Origin of the sequence: Streptomyces sp. NPDC051218 (assembly GCF_044455475.1) — a bacterium.
Lineage (GTDB): Bacteria > Actinomycetota > Actinomycetes > Streptomycetales > Streptomycetaceae > Streptomyces.
In genome coordinates, this window is the sequence record NZ_JBITEU010000004.1 from 1 (window position 1) to 13972 (window position 13972).

At 70.8% G+C, this 13972-nt stretch carries 10 protein-coding genes; 2 read left to right on the top strand and 8 right to left on the bottom strand.

Annotation, left to right across the window (positions count from 1 at the left end; all coding sequences use genetic code 11):
* Window positions 1–444: 444 nt before the first annotated feature.
* Window positions 445–1452 (bottom strand): stage II sporulation protein M, encoded by a 1008-nt coding sequence (locus tag ACIBCK_RS13615; RefSeq protein WP_399389795.1) that lies wholly within the window; start codon window positions 1450–1452, stop codon window positions 445–447.
* Between the two features lie 89 nt (window positions 1453–1541).
* On the opposite strand from ACIBCK_RS13615, the gene ACIBCK_RS13620 reads away from it, so the two are divergent.
* Window positions 1542–2447, top strand: coding sequence for an RDD family protein (locus tag ACIBCK_RS13620; protein WP_399389797.1), 906 nt, complete (start codon window positions 1542–1544; stop codon window positions 2445–2447).
* Between the two features lie 33 nt (window positions 2448–2480).
* Here the strand turns inward: ACIBCK_RS13620 and ACIBCK_RS13625 are convergent, their stop codons facing one another.
* Window positions 2481–3095, bottom strand: a complete 615-nt coding sequence (locus ACIBCK_RS13625) for a hypothetical protein (protein ID WP_399389798.1) — start codon at window positions 3093–3095, stop codon at window positions 2481–2483.
* Between the two features lie 1106 nt (window positions 3096–4201).
* Window positions 4202–5659: an adenosylhomocysteinase gene (ahcY, locus tag ACIBCK_RS13630; protein ID WP_399389799.1), complete on the bottom strand. Its 1458-nt coding sequence runs from the start codon at window positions 5657–5659 to the stop codon at window positions 4202–4204.
* A gap of 410 nt (window positions 5660–6069) precedes the next feature.
* On the opposite strand from ahcY, the gene ACIBCK_RS13635 reads away from it, so the two are divergent.
* A complete protein-coding gene (locus tag ACIBCK_RS13635) occupies window positions 6070–8223 on the top strand; it encodes a fructose-specific PTS transporter subunit EIIC (RefSeq protein WP_399389801.1) in 2154 nt (717 codons plus the stop codon).
* Window positions 8224–8305: 82 nt separating this feature from the next.
* Here ACIBCK_RS13635 and ACIBCK_RS13640 read toward each other — a convergent pair whose 3' ends face one another.
* From ACIBCK_RS13640 to ACIBCK_RS13660, 5 genes are all read right to left on the bottom strand, one after another.
* On the bottom strand, window positions 8306–9265 hold the full coding sequence (locus ACIBCK_RS13640; RefSeq protein WP_399389802.1) for a cation diffusion facilitator family transporter: 960 nt from the start codon (window positions 9263–9265) through the stop codon (window positions 8306–8308).
* 102 nt (window positions 9266–9367) lie between these two features.
* Complete coding sequence (gene manA, locus ACIBCK_RS13645) at window positions 9368–10522, bottom strand: mannose-6-phosphate isomerase, class I (RefSeq protein ID WP_399389804.1); 1155 nt, start codon at window positions 10520–10522, stop codon at window positions 9368–9370.
* Window positions 10523–10647: 125 nt separating this feature from the next.
* The gene (locus ACIBCK_RS13650; RefSeq protein WP_399389806.1) at window positions 10648–11844 is read right to left on the bottom strand and encodes an SIS domain-containing protein; all 1197 of its coding nucleotides are present in this window, start codon (window positions 11842–11844) and stop codon (window positions 10648–10650) included.
* Between the two features lie 180 nt (window positions 11845–12024).
* The gene (locus ACIBCK_RS13655; RefSeq protein WP_160505390.1) at window positions 12025–12201 is read right to left on the bottom strand and encodes a Trm112 family protein; all 177 of its coding nucleotides are present in this window, start codon (window positions 12199–12201) and stop codon (window positions 12025–12027) included.
* A gap of 378 nt (window positions 12202–12579) precedes the next feature.
* On the bottom strand, window positions 12580–13944 hold the full coding sequence (locus ACIBCK_RS13660; RefSeq protein WP_399389808.1) for a phosphomannomutase/phosphoglucomutase: 1365 nt from the start codon (window positions 13942–13944) through the stop codon (window positions 12580–12582).
* Between the last annotated feature and the right edge of the window lie 28 nt (window positions 13945–13972).

Below are 13972 nucleotides of genomic sequence, written 5' to 3' on the forward strand. Positions count from 1 at the left end.
GGCGTTGACTTTTGGCACGCTGTTGAGTTCTCAAGGAACGGACGCTTCCTTTGTACTCACCCTCTCGGGCTTTCCTCCGGGCGCTTCCCTTCGGTGTTTCATTTTGTCTTGCTGTCTTGCGTTTCCGACTCTATCAGACTCTTTCGTGTCCGATTTCCTCGATGCCTTTCCGGTTCCCGCTCCGGCCTTTCGGCTTTCGCGTTTCCCTTTCCGGCGAGTCCGACTTTATCAGAAGTTTTCGGCCGGTCTTACCGGCTGGAGTTTCCGATTTATCGGGGGCGGCTTCTTGGCTTATGAGAATCAAGAAGCAGGCAGATATTAACTGCCGCCGCTGGACTTGTCCAGCTCTAGGCAACTGTTCGAATCTACCTCCCCAGTCCTTCCGTGTCAACGGTTTTTCTGGGGCGTCGAGGACACTAGCAGGTCAGCAGGGGCGGACGCACATCACGCTGCAGTGGGGACCGTGGCACTGCGTTCCACGGGGTCCAGGTCGCCCGTAGCCCCGGCTCGTGCCGCCCTGCCGCCCAGCACGTAGACGTAGACGAGGAAGGCCAGTTCAGCGGCGATTCCGATGCCGATGCGGGCCCAGGTGGGCAGGCCGGAGGGCGTGACGAAGCCTTCGATGGCGCCGGAGATGAACAGGACCAGGGCCAGGCCCACTGCCATGCCGAGAGCGGCTCTGCCCTCTTCGGCGAGGGCTGTTCGGCGTGAGCGCGGGCCGGGGTCGATGACGGTCCAGCCGAGGCGCAGGCCCGTCCCGGCGGCTACGAAGACCGCCGTCAGTTCCAGGAGGCCGTGGGGCAGGACCAGACCGAGGAAGGTGTCGAGGCGGCCGGCGTCGGACATCAGGCCGATGCCCACACCCAGGTTCAGCATGTTCTGGAAGAGGATCCAGATGACGGGAAAGCAGAGGAAGGCGCCCAGGACCAGGCACATGGCCGCTGCTTGGGCGTTGTTCGTCCAGACCTGGGCCGCGAACGACGCTGCCGGGTGGCTCGAGTAGTACGTCTCGTACTCGCCGCCGGGGCGGGTGAGCTCGCGCAGTTCGCTGGGGGCCGCGATGGAGGACTGGACCTCGGGGTGTGTGGCGATCCACCAGCCGATGACGGCCGCGAGGACTGTGGAGAGGAGGGCCGTGGGGACCCACCAGTGGCGGGAGCGGTAGACCGCTGCCGGGAAACCATGGCTCAGGAAGTGTGTGGCGTCGCGCCAGTAAGCGCGACGGGTGCCTGTCACCGCGCTACGCGCGCGTGCCACGAGGTGGGTGAGGCGGCCGGTGAGCTGCGGGTCCGGGGCGCTGGACTGGATGAGCGAGAGGTGGGTGGCGGTGCGTTGGTAGAGCGCGACGAGTTCGTCGGCCTCGGCTCCGTTGAGGCGGCGCCGACGGCGCAGCAGGGCGTCGAGTCGGTCCCACTCTGCTCGGTGGGCGGAGACGAAGACGTCGAGGTCCATCAGGTGGCTGCTCCTCGTACTGCGGCGCGATGCTGCCTCAGCTTGGCAGACTGGCCGTTCCTAGGGCAGGGCAGGGAAGGGCGGTTGGCGTGAGTGAGCTGGTGACGGGCGAGGCGGTGGCGCTGGAGCTGCGCCCGGCGAAGCTGCCGAGTCGTGGGCTCGCCGTACTGATCGACTTGGTGCTTGCCTGGGCGGTGTACCTGGGGGTGACTGTGACGATCGTGGCCTCTACGTCCTCGTTGGACGACGCGGCGGCAGCGGCGGTCGCCGTCGCCAGCTTCGTGCTGGTCCTTGTGGGCGGGCCGATCGCGGTGGAGACGCTGAGCCATGGGCGGTCGCTGGGCAAGATGGCGTGTGGGTTGCGGGTGGTGCGGGACGACGGGGGGCCGATTCGATTCCGGCACGCGTTGGTGCGGGGTGCGGTGGGGGTCGTCGAGATTCTGCTGACGTTCGGGGTCGTCGCGTGCATCGCTTCGCTGGTGTCGGCGCGGGGGCGACGGCTCGGGGATGTGTTCGCGGGGACGCTCGTCGTGCGGGAGCGGGTGCCGGCCGGGCGGACGCCCTTCATTCCTCCGCCGCCGCCTTGGCTCGCGGGGCGGTTCTCCGGGCTCGACCTGTCCGGGGTGCCTGACGGGCTGTGGCTCGCGATCAGGCAGTACCTGACGCGGATGGGGCAGTTGGACCCGCAGGTGGGCTGGACGATGGCCGAGCGGCTCGCCGGGGATCTCGCGGAGCGTACGGGGGCGCCGGCTCCGCAGGGTGTGCCGCCGGCGGCGTACCTGGCCGCGGTCGTGCAGGAGCGGCAGGCGCGGGATGCTCGGCGGGCGTTCGGGGGTGGGGGTGCGGCGCCGGCTGCCGGGACGGTGTACGAGGCGCCTGCTGCCCCCGCTCGGCCGGTGTACCCGGAGCATCCCGCGGCGGGGCCCCCGGTCGTGCGGGAGCCGCGTGACGCGGAGGCCGCGCCTCCCGGCACCGGGTTCGTGCCGCCCGCGTAGAGATCCCGCTCGGGGTCGGGGGCGGGGTCGAGGTCAGGCGAACGTCGACGGCGGGGATTCGAGGTTCTCGAGCTCCATGCCGGGGGCGGAGAGTACGACGTCGCCGGAGATGTGGATCGCGTGCTGCTCGCCGGTGTCCAAGGCTGTGACCTGGTATTCGTCCACGATCAGAGGGCCGTTGTCAGTGGTGTGTGCTTCGCTTTTCAGCAGGGCCCAGGACTGGTCGAGGGTGCGGGGGGCGAGGACCGGGTCCGTGAAGGCGACGAGGCGGACGCGGGTCGCGGGGGAAGCGGGGGTGAGGCGCAGGAGGCGTGTTGTCGCGACGAGGAAAGCGGGGGATGTGCCCGTGAAGGCGTGGGCGGGGGCGTTGTTTTCGTTGGCGTGGGTGCCGGTGGGGTCGGTGCGGACCCAGGTGACGCCGTCGATGGCCGCGGCGCGGATCTGCCAGTCCCCCGCGTGCAGTTCGAGGCGGATGGGGCGGCCGAGCTCATCGAGGGCGAGGTCCACGGAGCCGGCGGGCTCACCCGAGGCTGCGTTCCGCTGCGCGACATAGCGCCAGCCGGAGGGACCGGGGGCGCAGTGGAAGTGTTCTTCACCGAGGGGGGTGTGGTCATGCGGATCGTGAAGCGAATAGTGGCCGCGGGGCATGGGGCTCGGTCCTTGTAGGGGGCGGTTTCTCGTCCGAGGGGCGGGGCAGAACGCCGGAGCCCGCCATAGGGAAGGTCTGCTCGGTCCATCCCGGAGCCCAAGGTAGGCCAGCCATGATGCCGTGCCGCTCCGGGCCAGGGGGCCGCCGCGTACGCGATCACCGCGACCGGCCGCCTCGCGGCGCCGGACGTGGCCATGTCTGTGAACGGCATCGTCGTGGCGCCTGCCGGGGCGCCTGCGCGCTGCCCCTGCCGCCGCCCGCCTCGCTCCTCGTAGCCTTGCGGCACGACGGACGTCGACAGCCCAGGGGTGCGCCGCTCGGCTTCGGGGCCGGCGTCTGCTGCGGGGCGGGGCAGGGGCGTGTCTGCCGGGTCCTGAGCCAGCCAGCAGTGCTGGGTGGGAAGCCAGGGGCCAGGTCCGTCAGACGGACCAGAGGCGGGTCGGCCGTGCACGCGGGTGCCTCGGACCCCGGAGGACTCCGGAGGCCCGCGGACGCGAGCCCTCCGCCGCCCTCGCTCGACCAGAGCCCGCAGGATCAGCTGCGCAACTGAGCACCCTCCGGCCCCAGATGCCCATGGGTGCGAGCCTGCCGCGCCCCTCCCGGGGCAGCATGCTCGGCCGGGCAACCAGGCGCGTATCGGCAGCCCGCACGCAGCGAGGCGAGCTGCTCGCCCCGGCCAGACCTGGGGCAGGCCCCTACCGCGCAACTGAACGGCTCAGGCCCCAGATAAGCAGGGGCGCGAGCCTGCTCCGCCCTTCCAGATCAACGCCGCTCGACGGGCAGCCGCTGGCCCTTCCGGCAGCCCGCATCCGCAGCATGGCAAGATCCCGGGCCCGGACCACGGCCCAAAGCGGGCCAGACCGCGCAACCGCACGTCTCCGGCCCCTAACGCCCGCAGCAACGCCCGCAGACGCGAGGCCTGCCCCGCCGCCTCCCAGGGCGGCGGTGCTCGACGGACGGTCGGGGCCGTTCGGGGAGCCCGCGTCTGCGGCCAGGCGATGGTCGGCGGGCCAGCGGCGACGTGGCACGGACGGGTGCAGGCCCCCGCCGGGAGGGCGAGGGCCTGCGGTTGAGCGGGGGCCGGGGGTGTGGACCGGCGGGCTGCTCAGTAGCGGTAGTGGTCCGGCTTGTACGGGCCCTCTACCTCTACGCCGATGTACGAGGCCTGCTCCGGGCGCAGCGTCGTGAGCTTGACGCCGAGCGAGTCCAGGTGGAGGCGGGCGACCTTCTCGTCCAGGTGCTTCGGGAGGACGTAGACGTCGGTGGGGTACTCCTCCTGCTTGGTGAACAGCTCGATCTGGGCCAGGGTCTGGTCCGCGAAGGAGTTGGACATCACGAAGGACGGGTGGCCGGTCGCGTTGCCCAGGTTCAGCAGGCGGCCCTCGGACAGGACGATGAGGACCTTGCCGTCGGGGAACGTCCACGTGTGGACCTGCGGCTTGACCTCGTCCTTGACGATGCCCGGGATCTTGGCCAGACCGGCCATGTCGATCTCGTTGTCGAAGTGGCCGATGTTCCCGACGATCGCCTGGTGCTTCATCTTGGCCATGTCCGAGGCCATGATGATGTCCTTGTTGCCGGTCGTCGTCACGAAGATGTCGACCTTGTCGACGACCTCGTCCAGCGTCGTGACCTGGAAGCCGTCCATCGCCGCCTGAAGGGCGCAGATCGGGTCGACCTCGGTGATGATCACGCGTGCGCCCTGGCCGCGGAGGGACTCCGCGCAGCCCTTGCCGACGTCGCCGTAGCCGCAGACCAGTGCGGTCTTGCCGCCGATCAGGACGTCCGTGGCGCGGTTGATGCCGTCGATCAGGGAGTGGCGGCAGCCGTACTTGTTGTCGAACTTCGACTTCGTCACGGCGTCGTTCACGTTGATCGCCGGGAAGAGCAGGGTGCCGTCACGGTGCATCTCGTACAGGCGGTGGACGCCCGTCGTGGTCTCCTCCGTCACGCCGCGGATCTCCGAGGCGAGCTGGGTCCACTTCTGCGAGCCATCGGTGATGGTGCGGTTGAGGAGCTGGAGGATGACGCGGTGCTCGTCCGACTCCGCCGTGTCCTCGGACGGGACCTTGCCGTCCTTCTCGTACTCGACGCCCTTGTGGACGAGGAGGGTGGCGTCGCCACCGTCGTCCAGGATCATGTTCGGGCCGCCGGTGGGGGTGTTCGGCCAGGTCAGCGCCTGCTCCGTGCACCACCAGTACTCCTCCAGGGTCTCGCCCTTCCAGGCGAAGACCGGGATGCCCTGGGGGTTGTCCGGGGTGCCGTTCGGACCGACGGCGATGGCCGCGGCCGCGTGGTCCTGGGTCGAGAAGATGTTGCAGGAGACCCAGCGGACCTCGGCGCCCAGGGCGACCAGGGTCTCGATGAGGACGGCGGTCTGCACGGTCATGTGCAGCGAGCCCATGATGCGGGCGCCGGCCAGCGGCTGGGTGGCGGCGAACTCCTTGCGGATCGACATCAGGCCGGGCATCTCGTGCTCGGCGAGGGTGATCTCCTTGCGGCCGAACTCGGCCAGGGAGAGATCGGCGACCTTGAAGTCCTGGCCGTTGATGAGAGTCGTCATTGGCGAGCTGCTCCTCGTGGGATTGATCGAGGGTGGGTGGACATGGCTGACCTGCGACAACGGCACAGAAGAGCACCGGTTGCGCAGCAGCGCAGTCCGTCGGAGGCCCTCTCTCCCTCGGACGGCACCCGCGCAGGGGCCGCCCGACCGCCATCAGCAGCGACGTCTGGCTCGGTCACAAAGCTACACCGATTGGCCCAGCGAGCCCCAGCCCGCCTCCCCGGGGCGTCGGAGCGGGCGTAACGCCCCGGGGAGGGCCACGGATGTGGCCGGGCGGGGCCGCGGAGGGGGCCACAGACCCGCCGATTCGGGACCTTTGCGCTTTTGAACCTGTGCTTGCGTGTTGCAGGATGCCTTGAGATCGGGAACATTTGCGCGATCTTGTTTGGCGAAGGCGTTAGGAGATCCACGTGACCCATCCGGCCGATCCCCCCATAGGCGGGAGCAGCGGCGAGCAGAAGAAGCTCAAGCTGCTCGCCGTGACCGCCTGTCCGACCGGTATCGCCCACACGTACATGGCGGCGGAGAAGCTCTCGCAGGCGGCGGAGAGCCTCGGCATCGACATGAAGGTGGAGACGCAGGGCTCCATCGGGGCCGAGAATGTCTTGACTGACAACGATGTCAGGGACGCTGACGGCATCATCATCGCGGCGGACAAGGACGTCGACCGCGGCCGTTTCGTGGGCAAGCGCGTGCTGTCCGTCGGGGTGTCCGAAGGCATCAGCCACCCCGAGCAGCTGATCGAGCAGGTGCAGGGCGCGCCCGTGCACGGCGGAGGCGGTGGCGGCGGGTCCGCCGAGGCCGCCTCGACCGGCGGCGGGGGCGGCAAGGAGCGGAGTCTCGCGTACAAGGCGCTGATGAACGGCGTCTCGTACATGATTCCGTTCGTCGTGGTCGGTGGTCTGCTGATCGCGATCTCGCTCGCGCTCGGCGGTGACGCGACCGCCAAGGGCTATGTGATCCCCGAGGGCACCTTCTGGGCGCACGTCAACGCCATCGGAGTCATCGGCTTCACGCTGATGGTGCCGATCCTCTCCGGCTATATCGCCTATGCGATCGGCGACCGGCCCGCGCTCGTGCCCGGCATGATCGGCGGCTGGATCGCCAACACCGGCGAGCTGTACGACTCCAAGGCGGGCGCCGGCTTCATCGGGGCCATCGTGACCGGCTTCCTCGCCGGTTATCTGGTGCTGTGGATCAAGAAGGTCAAGGTCCCGAAGTTCGCCCAGCCGATCATGCCGATCATCGTGATCCCCATCGTCGCGACGACGGCACTCGGCCTCTTCTTCATCTACGTCATCGGCAAGCCGATCTCGTGGATCTTCGAGCATCTGACCGACTGGCTCAGCGGGATGACCGGGACCAGCGCGATCCTGCTCGGCGCGATCCTCGGGCTGATGATCGCGTTCGACATGGGCGGTCCGGTCAACAAGACCGCCTTCCTGTTCGGTACGGGCCTCATCGCGACCGGCAACCAGACCGTCATGGGCATGTGCGCCGCGGCGATCCCGGTCATGCCGCTCGGCCAGGGCCTGGCCACGCTGATCAGGCGCCGGCTGTACTCCCAGCAGGAGCGCGAGACCGGCATGGCCGCGCTGTTCATGGGCATGTTCGGCATCTCGGAGGGTGCGATCCCCTTCGCGGCCGCGAGGCCGGCGCAGGTCATCCCGGCGAACATGCTCGGCGGCGCCGTCGCCGGTGCGATCGCGGGGCTCGCGAGCGTGAAGGACGCGGTGCCGCACGGCGGACCGATCGTGGCCGTTCTCGGCGCCGTCGGGGGCGTACCGATGTTCTTCCTCGCCATCGCGTGCGGCACCGTGGTCACCGCCCTCGCCACGGTCACTCTGGTCGACATCAGCGAACGCAAGCGGCGCGGGGCGCCGGTCGTGGACGTGCCGGGCGGCCCCGAGCCGGCCCTCGCGGGCGTGGGAGCGGGTACGGGAGTGGGCGCGGGAGTGGGCTCTGGAGCGAGCGCGGGCGCCGGAGCCGTCGGCTCCGGGGCATCCGCGGCGCCGCAGAAGGCCCCTGCCGGGGCTGTGGCCCCTGCCCCGGCGGCAGCCGCCGTGCCCGCCGCCGCGCCCGCCCCCGAGGAGCAGGACGAGGACGATGAAGTCCTTTCCGGCTATCTCACCGAGCAGACCGTGAAGGTCCAGCTGGACTCCGCCGACAAGGACTCCGCGATCCGCGAGATGGCGAACCTCCTTGCGGCCACCGGCAAGGTGGACGACGTCGAGGAGCTCGTGCGGACCGCGCTGCGCCGCGAGGAGCAGGGCACGACCGGCCTGGGCGAGGAGATCGCCATCCCGCACGCGAAGACCGACGCGGTGACCTCGCCGGTCGTCGGGTTCGCGCGGTCGGCCGAGGGCATCGAGTGGGGTGCGCTCGACGGTACGAAGGCCAAGCTCATCTTCATGATCTCCGTACCGGAGGCGGCCGCGGGCGACGAGCACCTGCGGATTCTCGCGCTGCTGTCGCGCAAGCTGATGGACACCGGCTTCCGGGAGCGGCTGGAGGCGGCGCCCGACGAGGCGGCGATCCTCGAGGTGCTGCGCGAGGTGCGCTGACTCCCAGCCGATCCATACACGCAGTTGGGGCCCCGCACCTGCACGGTGCGGGGCCCCAACTGCGTACGGGAGTGGCGGAAGGTCAGTGGGCGCCCGGCGACTTCGCCGGGTTGGTGCCCTCGGCGGCCGCCGACTCGCTGTAGATGTCCGGCTCCAGGTAGATCACGCGGGCGATCGGGACCGCGGCGCGGATGCGCTCCTCGGCTGCGTTGATGGCGGCGGCCACCTCGGCGGCCGTCTCGTTCCGCTGGACGGCGATCTTGGCGGCGACCAGGAGCTCCTCGGGGCCGAGGTGCAGCGTGCGCATGTGGATGACGCGGGTGACCGTGTCTCCGTCGACCAGCACCTTCTCGATCTTCTCGACGTCCTCCGTGCCCGCGGCCTCGCCCAGGAGAAGGGACTTGGTCTCCGCGGCGAGGATGATCGCGATGAGGATCAGGAGCACACCGATGCAGAGGGTGCCGATGCCGTCCCAGACGCCGTCGCCCGTCGCGAGCGCGAGGCTGACGCCGACGAGGGCCAGGATCAGACCGACCAGCGCGCCCAGGTCCTCCAGGAGCACGACGGGCAGCTCGGGCGCCTTCGCGCGGCGGATGAACTGCGTCCAAGTGAGGTTGCCGCGCGTGTGGTTCGACTCCTTGATGGCCGTACGGAAGGAGAAGGCCTCGGCGATGATCGCGAACACCAGGACGCCGACCGGCCAGTACCAGGCCTCGATCTCGTGCGGGTGCTTGATCTTCTCGTAGCCCTCGTAGATGGCGAACATGCCGCCGACCGAGAAGAGCACGATGGAGACCAGGAAGGCGTAGATGTAGCGCTCGCGCCCGTAGCCGAAGGGGTGTTGCGGGGTCGCCTCGCGCTTCGCCTTCTTGCCGCCGAGGAGCAGCAGCCCCTGGTTGCCCGAGTCCGCGAGCGAGTGCACGCTCTCGGCGAGCATCGACGACGAGCCACTGAAGATGAACGCGACGAACTTCGCCACCGCGATCGCGAGGTTCGCGGCGAGTGCCGCGACAATCGCCTTTGTTCCGCCTGACGCGCTCATGTGTGCCCGTTGTCCCTTCGCCTGCGTACGTTGCTTGTCCACTGCCGCTTTGCCCGGCCTTTGCGGTGGGTCATTGTTGCAGCACGAGGAGGCGGCGGTGCGTCAGGCCACCACAGTGGCCCGGAAGACCGTGCCCACTCCGGACAGTTCGGCCTTTTCGTCCGCGGGGACGAACACGGACTGACCGGCCGTGAGTTCGCCGGCGTCGCCCACGCGGACGGTGCCCGCGACGCAGAGCAGGATCTGCGGGGTGGCGGCGGTGAGGTCGTGCGGTGCCGCGCCGTCGGGCAGGACGAAGCGGGAGAGGCGGAACTCGTCGATCGGGGTTTCGTAGACCTCTTCGCCGTCGGGCGAAGCCTCCGGCCGCAGCACTCCGGGGTCGGTCGGCTCGAAGCGGACGATGCGCAGGAGTTCGGGTACGTCGACGTGCTTGGGGGTCAGTCCGCAGCGCAGCACGTTGTCCGAGTTCGCCATGATCTCCACGCCGAGGCCGTCGAGGTAGGCGTGCGGGACTCCGGCGCCGAGGAACAGGGCCTCGCCGGGCTGCAGTCGGACGTGGTTGAGGAGCATCGCCGCGATGACGCCGGGGTCGCCGGGGTAGTGGTGCGCGATGCCCGCGTACGGGGCGTAGGCGCCGCCGAGGCGGTTGGCGGCCTCGGTGACCTCGGTGACGGTCGCGGCCATCTCCTCGGGATCCGCGGTCAGGACGGCCGTCAGGACCTCGCGCAGGGCGCCGTCCTCGGGCTTGGCGTGCAGCAGATCGACGTACGGCTTCAAGGAGTCGACGCCGAGCCCGGCCAGCAGGTCCGCGGCCTCGACGGGGTCGCGGAAGCCGCAGAGGCCGTCGAACTCCGTGAGGGCGCAGATCAGTTCGGGCTTGTGGTTGGCGTCCTTGTAGTTGCGGTGCGGGGCGTCGATCGGGACGCCCCGGCTCTCCTCGTCCTCGTAGCCCTCCCTCGCCTGCTCCAGGTCGGGGTGGACCTGGAGGGAGAGGGGGGCGCCTGCCGCGAGGAGCTTGAGGAGGAAGGGCAGGCGCGGGCCGAACTTGGCCACGGCCGCCCTGCCGAGCTCGTGCCCGGGGTCCTCGTCGATCACCTCGTCGAGCGGGCCGCGCTCGGTGCGCGAGGGCGCGCCGGGGTGGGCGCCCATCCACATCTCGGCCTGCGGCTCACCGGTCGGCTCGACGCCGATGAGCTCCGGGATGGCGGTGGTGGAACCCCAGGCGTAGGGGCGGATGGTGTTGGTGAGGCGGTCCACGGAGGGGTTCTCCCTTACGTACGTACGTGCGCTGGTGCAGTGGTGCGCTGGTGCGCTGGTGCGCTGGTGCGCTGGGGCAGCATTGGTGCGCCGGCGCGGGGTCTCAGGTCATGACCGGGCCGAGGTCATGATCGGTCCCTCGGGGCGAGCGCCAGGTAAACGGCGGCGAAATCCGTGACGGCGATCAGCTCCGCGAGGGACTCCAGGTCGTCGCCGTCCTCCGGTTCGAGCTCGCTGAGCGCGATGTCGTGGCCGTGGGCCAGCTCGCGGGCCGCGGGTGCGGCGCTGAGGCCTCCGGCGTCCACCGGGCGGTCGCGGAGCAGGACGACGCGGGCGCGCAGCTGCTGGGGTTCCTCGACGCGGTCGCGGAAGAAATCGTCACCGTCCTCGCTGGGGGCGAGGTTGCCCGCGAGCAGGGCGCCGTGCGCGGGCAGGGACTCGGGCAGTTCACCGGCGACCGCGGGGTGCCCGGCGAGCTCGGCGAGCGTGGCCGCGAAGCGGCGGCCCGCGGGGCCCGCGAAACGGCCCTCGGTCCAGATCACCGGGAGGGCTTCGGCCAGCTCGGCGGCGAGCGTCTTGGCGGGGTTGCTGTACGTCGCGATGACGGGGCCGCAGCGTTCCGCGACGTGGTCGAGGCGGTCCGCGATCTTCTCCAGGGTCTCGGCCGGTGCGGTGATCAGGCCGGTGCGGTCCAGGAGGATGAGGAGCGGGGTGAGCAGGGCCCAGAGGGTGGCGGGGGCGGAGGCTGCGGCCTCGTCGTCAAGGCGGCGCGCCTCGTACGACTCGGAGGCGCGCTCTCCGTCGTGCGGGGCCTCGTACTCCCCGTACGGGGATGTGGCCATCGCGACGGTGAGGCCGTGCGAGCCCTCCACGCCTTCGGCCAGCGGGGAGCGGGCGGGGGCGACGGCCACGACCGTGCAGCCGCGGCGGTAGGCCTGTTCCGCGAGGAGTTCGAGGCCTGGTTCCGTGCCGTCCGGGGTTGCGATGAGCAGCAGGTCCAGGGGGCCCGCCCAGCCGGGGAGCGCCCAGCGCAGGGCGCCTGCCGCGGGGGCCACGCCGGTGGGGGCGAGGCGGATCACGGGGCAGCCGGCGCCCGCGAGGGTGCCGAGCAGATCGGCCACGCAGGTGGCGGCCGTGCCGGGGCCCGCGATCAGGATGGCCCGGGGGCGGCCGTCCGGCTTGAGCTGGGTGAGACCGGCCTCCGTGGCGTGCCGCACCGCTGTGCGGACGCGTGCGCCTGCCTCCGCCGCGCCGCGGAGGAGGCCGCGGCGGTCGGCCACGGCGAGGGCCTCGGGGGCGTCGAGGAGCGATTCGTCCAACATGGGGGTCGGGCCTCCGATTCGCCGGGCGACGGGGCGGGGCCGCCGCCGGTCACGCTTCTTGTCGTTACGCCGTTACGCCGTTACGCCGATGTGCCGCTGTGCCGTTACGCGGTTCGAGCTGGGCTTGCGGGGGCTTTGCAGGCCCTTGCCAGGGCCTTGGCACGGCCTCGCGGGGCCGTACTACGCGGGGCGGCGGGCCTCGTCGACGAGGAGTACGGGGATGCCGTCGCGGACGGGGTAGGCGAGGCCGCAGTCCTTCGCGGCTGCCGTGCAGACCAGCTCCGTGTCCGCCTCCTTGAGGGGGGCGTGGCAGGCCGGGCAGGCGAGGATCTCCAGGAGGCCGGCTTCGAGCGGCATGGGGTGGGTCCCTTCGAGCGGGGGAGCGGGCGGGGTGAGGGATGTCGCCTGGTCAGCCTACCTCTGGCCCCTGGGCCTTGGGCGTGTCTTCGGCCGGGGCTTCGCCCCAGGCCCCGGGTGGGCGCCGGCCGGAGCTTCGCCCCAGGCCCCGGGTGGGGCGTGGGCCGGGGCTGCGCCCCCGGGCCCGGAGTGGGGTGGGCCGGGGGCTTCGCCCCAGGCCGCGGCCCGGGAGAGCGACTGTCGTTGGTTGTCTGCGGCCCGGTGGACGTTTGTGCCCACCCGTTCCGCCCTGCGGAACGCCTGCCCACAAACGCGGCGGCCGGGGGTGGGTGGGCAGGCACGGCCGAACACCTGCCTACAAACGCGGTGGGCGGATGGTCAGGCCCTGATGATGGCTAGGGCCTCGTCTCGGGTGGAGTTCATGGTGGGCTCGTCCCTTGCTTCCACGTTCAGGCGCAGGAGGGGTTCCGTGTTGGAGGCCCGGACGTTGAACCACCAGTCCGTGGACGTCACCGTGAGGCCGTCCAGTTCGTCCACCGTGATGCCCTCCTGGTCGGCGTACCGCGCCTTGATCGCGGCCAGGCGCGCCGTCTGGTCGTCGACCGTGGAGTTGATCTCGCCGGAGCCCGCATAGCGGTCGTACTGCGCGACGAGGGCCGAGAGCGGGCCGTCCTGGCCGCCGAGCGCCGCGAGGACGTGGAGCGCGGCCAGCATGCCCGTGTCGGCGTTCCAGAAGTCCCGGAAGTAGTAGTGCGCCGAGTGCTCGCCGCCGAAGATGGCGCCCGTCTTGGCCATCTCCTCCTTGATGAAGGAGTGGCCCACGCGGGTGCGGACCGGCGTGCCGCCGTTCTCCTTGACGACCTCGGGGACCGACCAGGAGGTGATGAGGTTGTGGATGACCGTGCCCTTGCCGCCGTTCCGGGCGAGCTCGCGCGAGGCGACCAGGGCGGTGATCGCCGACGGGGAGACCGGGTCGCCGTTCTGGTCGACGACGAAGCAGCGGTCCGCGTCGCCGTCGAAGGCGATGCCGAGGTCGGCGCCCTCCTCGCGCACCCGCTTCTGCAGGTCCACGATGTTCTTCGGGTCCAGAGGGTTGGCCTCGTGGTTCGGGAACGTGCCGTCCAACTCGAAGTACATCGGCACGAGCGTGAGCGGCAGGCCCTCGAAGACCGTCGGAACGGTGTGCCCGCCCATGCCGTTGCCCGCGTCGACGACGACCTTGAGGGGGCGGATGGAGGTCAGGTCCACCAGGCCGCGCAGATGCGCCGCGTAGTCCTTGAGGGTGTCCCGCTCGGTGAGCGTGCCGGGCGTGGCCGCGGGCTCCGGGGCGCCGGTCTCCGCCCAGCCCTCCACGAGCGCGCGGATCTCGGCGAGGCCGGTGTCCTGTCCGACGGGGGCGGCCCCGGCGCGGCACATCTTGATGCCGTTGTACTGGGCGGGGTTGTGCGAGGCGGTGAACATCGCGCCCGGCAGGTTCAGCGCCCCCGACGCGTAGTAGAGCTGGTCCGTCGAGCAGAGGCCGATCTCCGTGACGTCCACGCCGAGCGCGGCGGCCCCGCGCGCGAAGGCCCGCGAGAGGCCCGGCGACGAGGGCCGCATGTCGTGCCCGGTCACGATCGCGTCCGCGCCCGTCACCTTCGCGAAGGCGGCCCCGAACAGCTCGGCCAGCGACTCGTCCCACTGATCCGGGACCACCCCGCGCACGTCGTACGCCTTCACGATCTGGGACAGATCAGCAGTCACGGCCAACCCTCTCTGCAGGTTCTGCGAG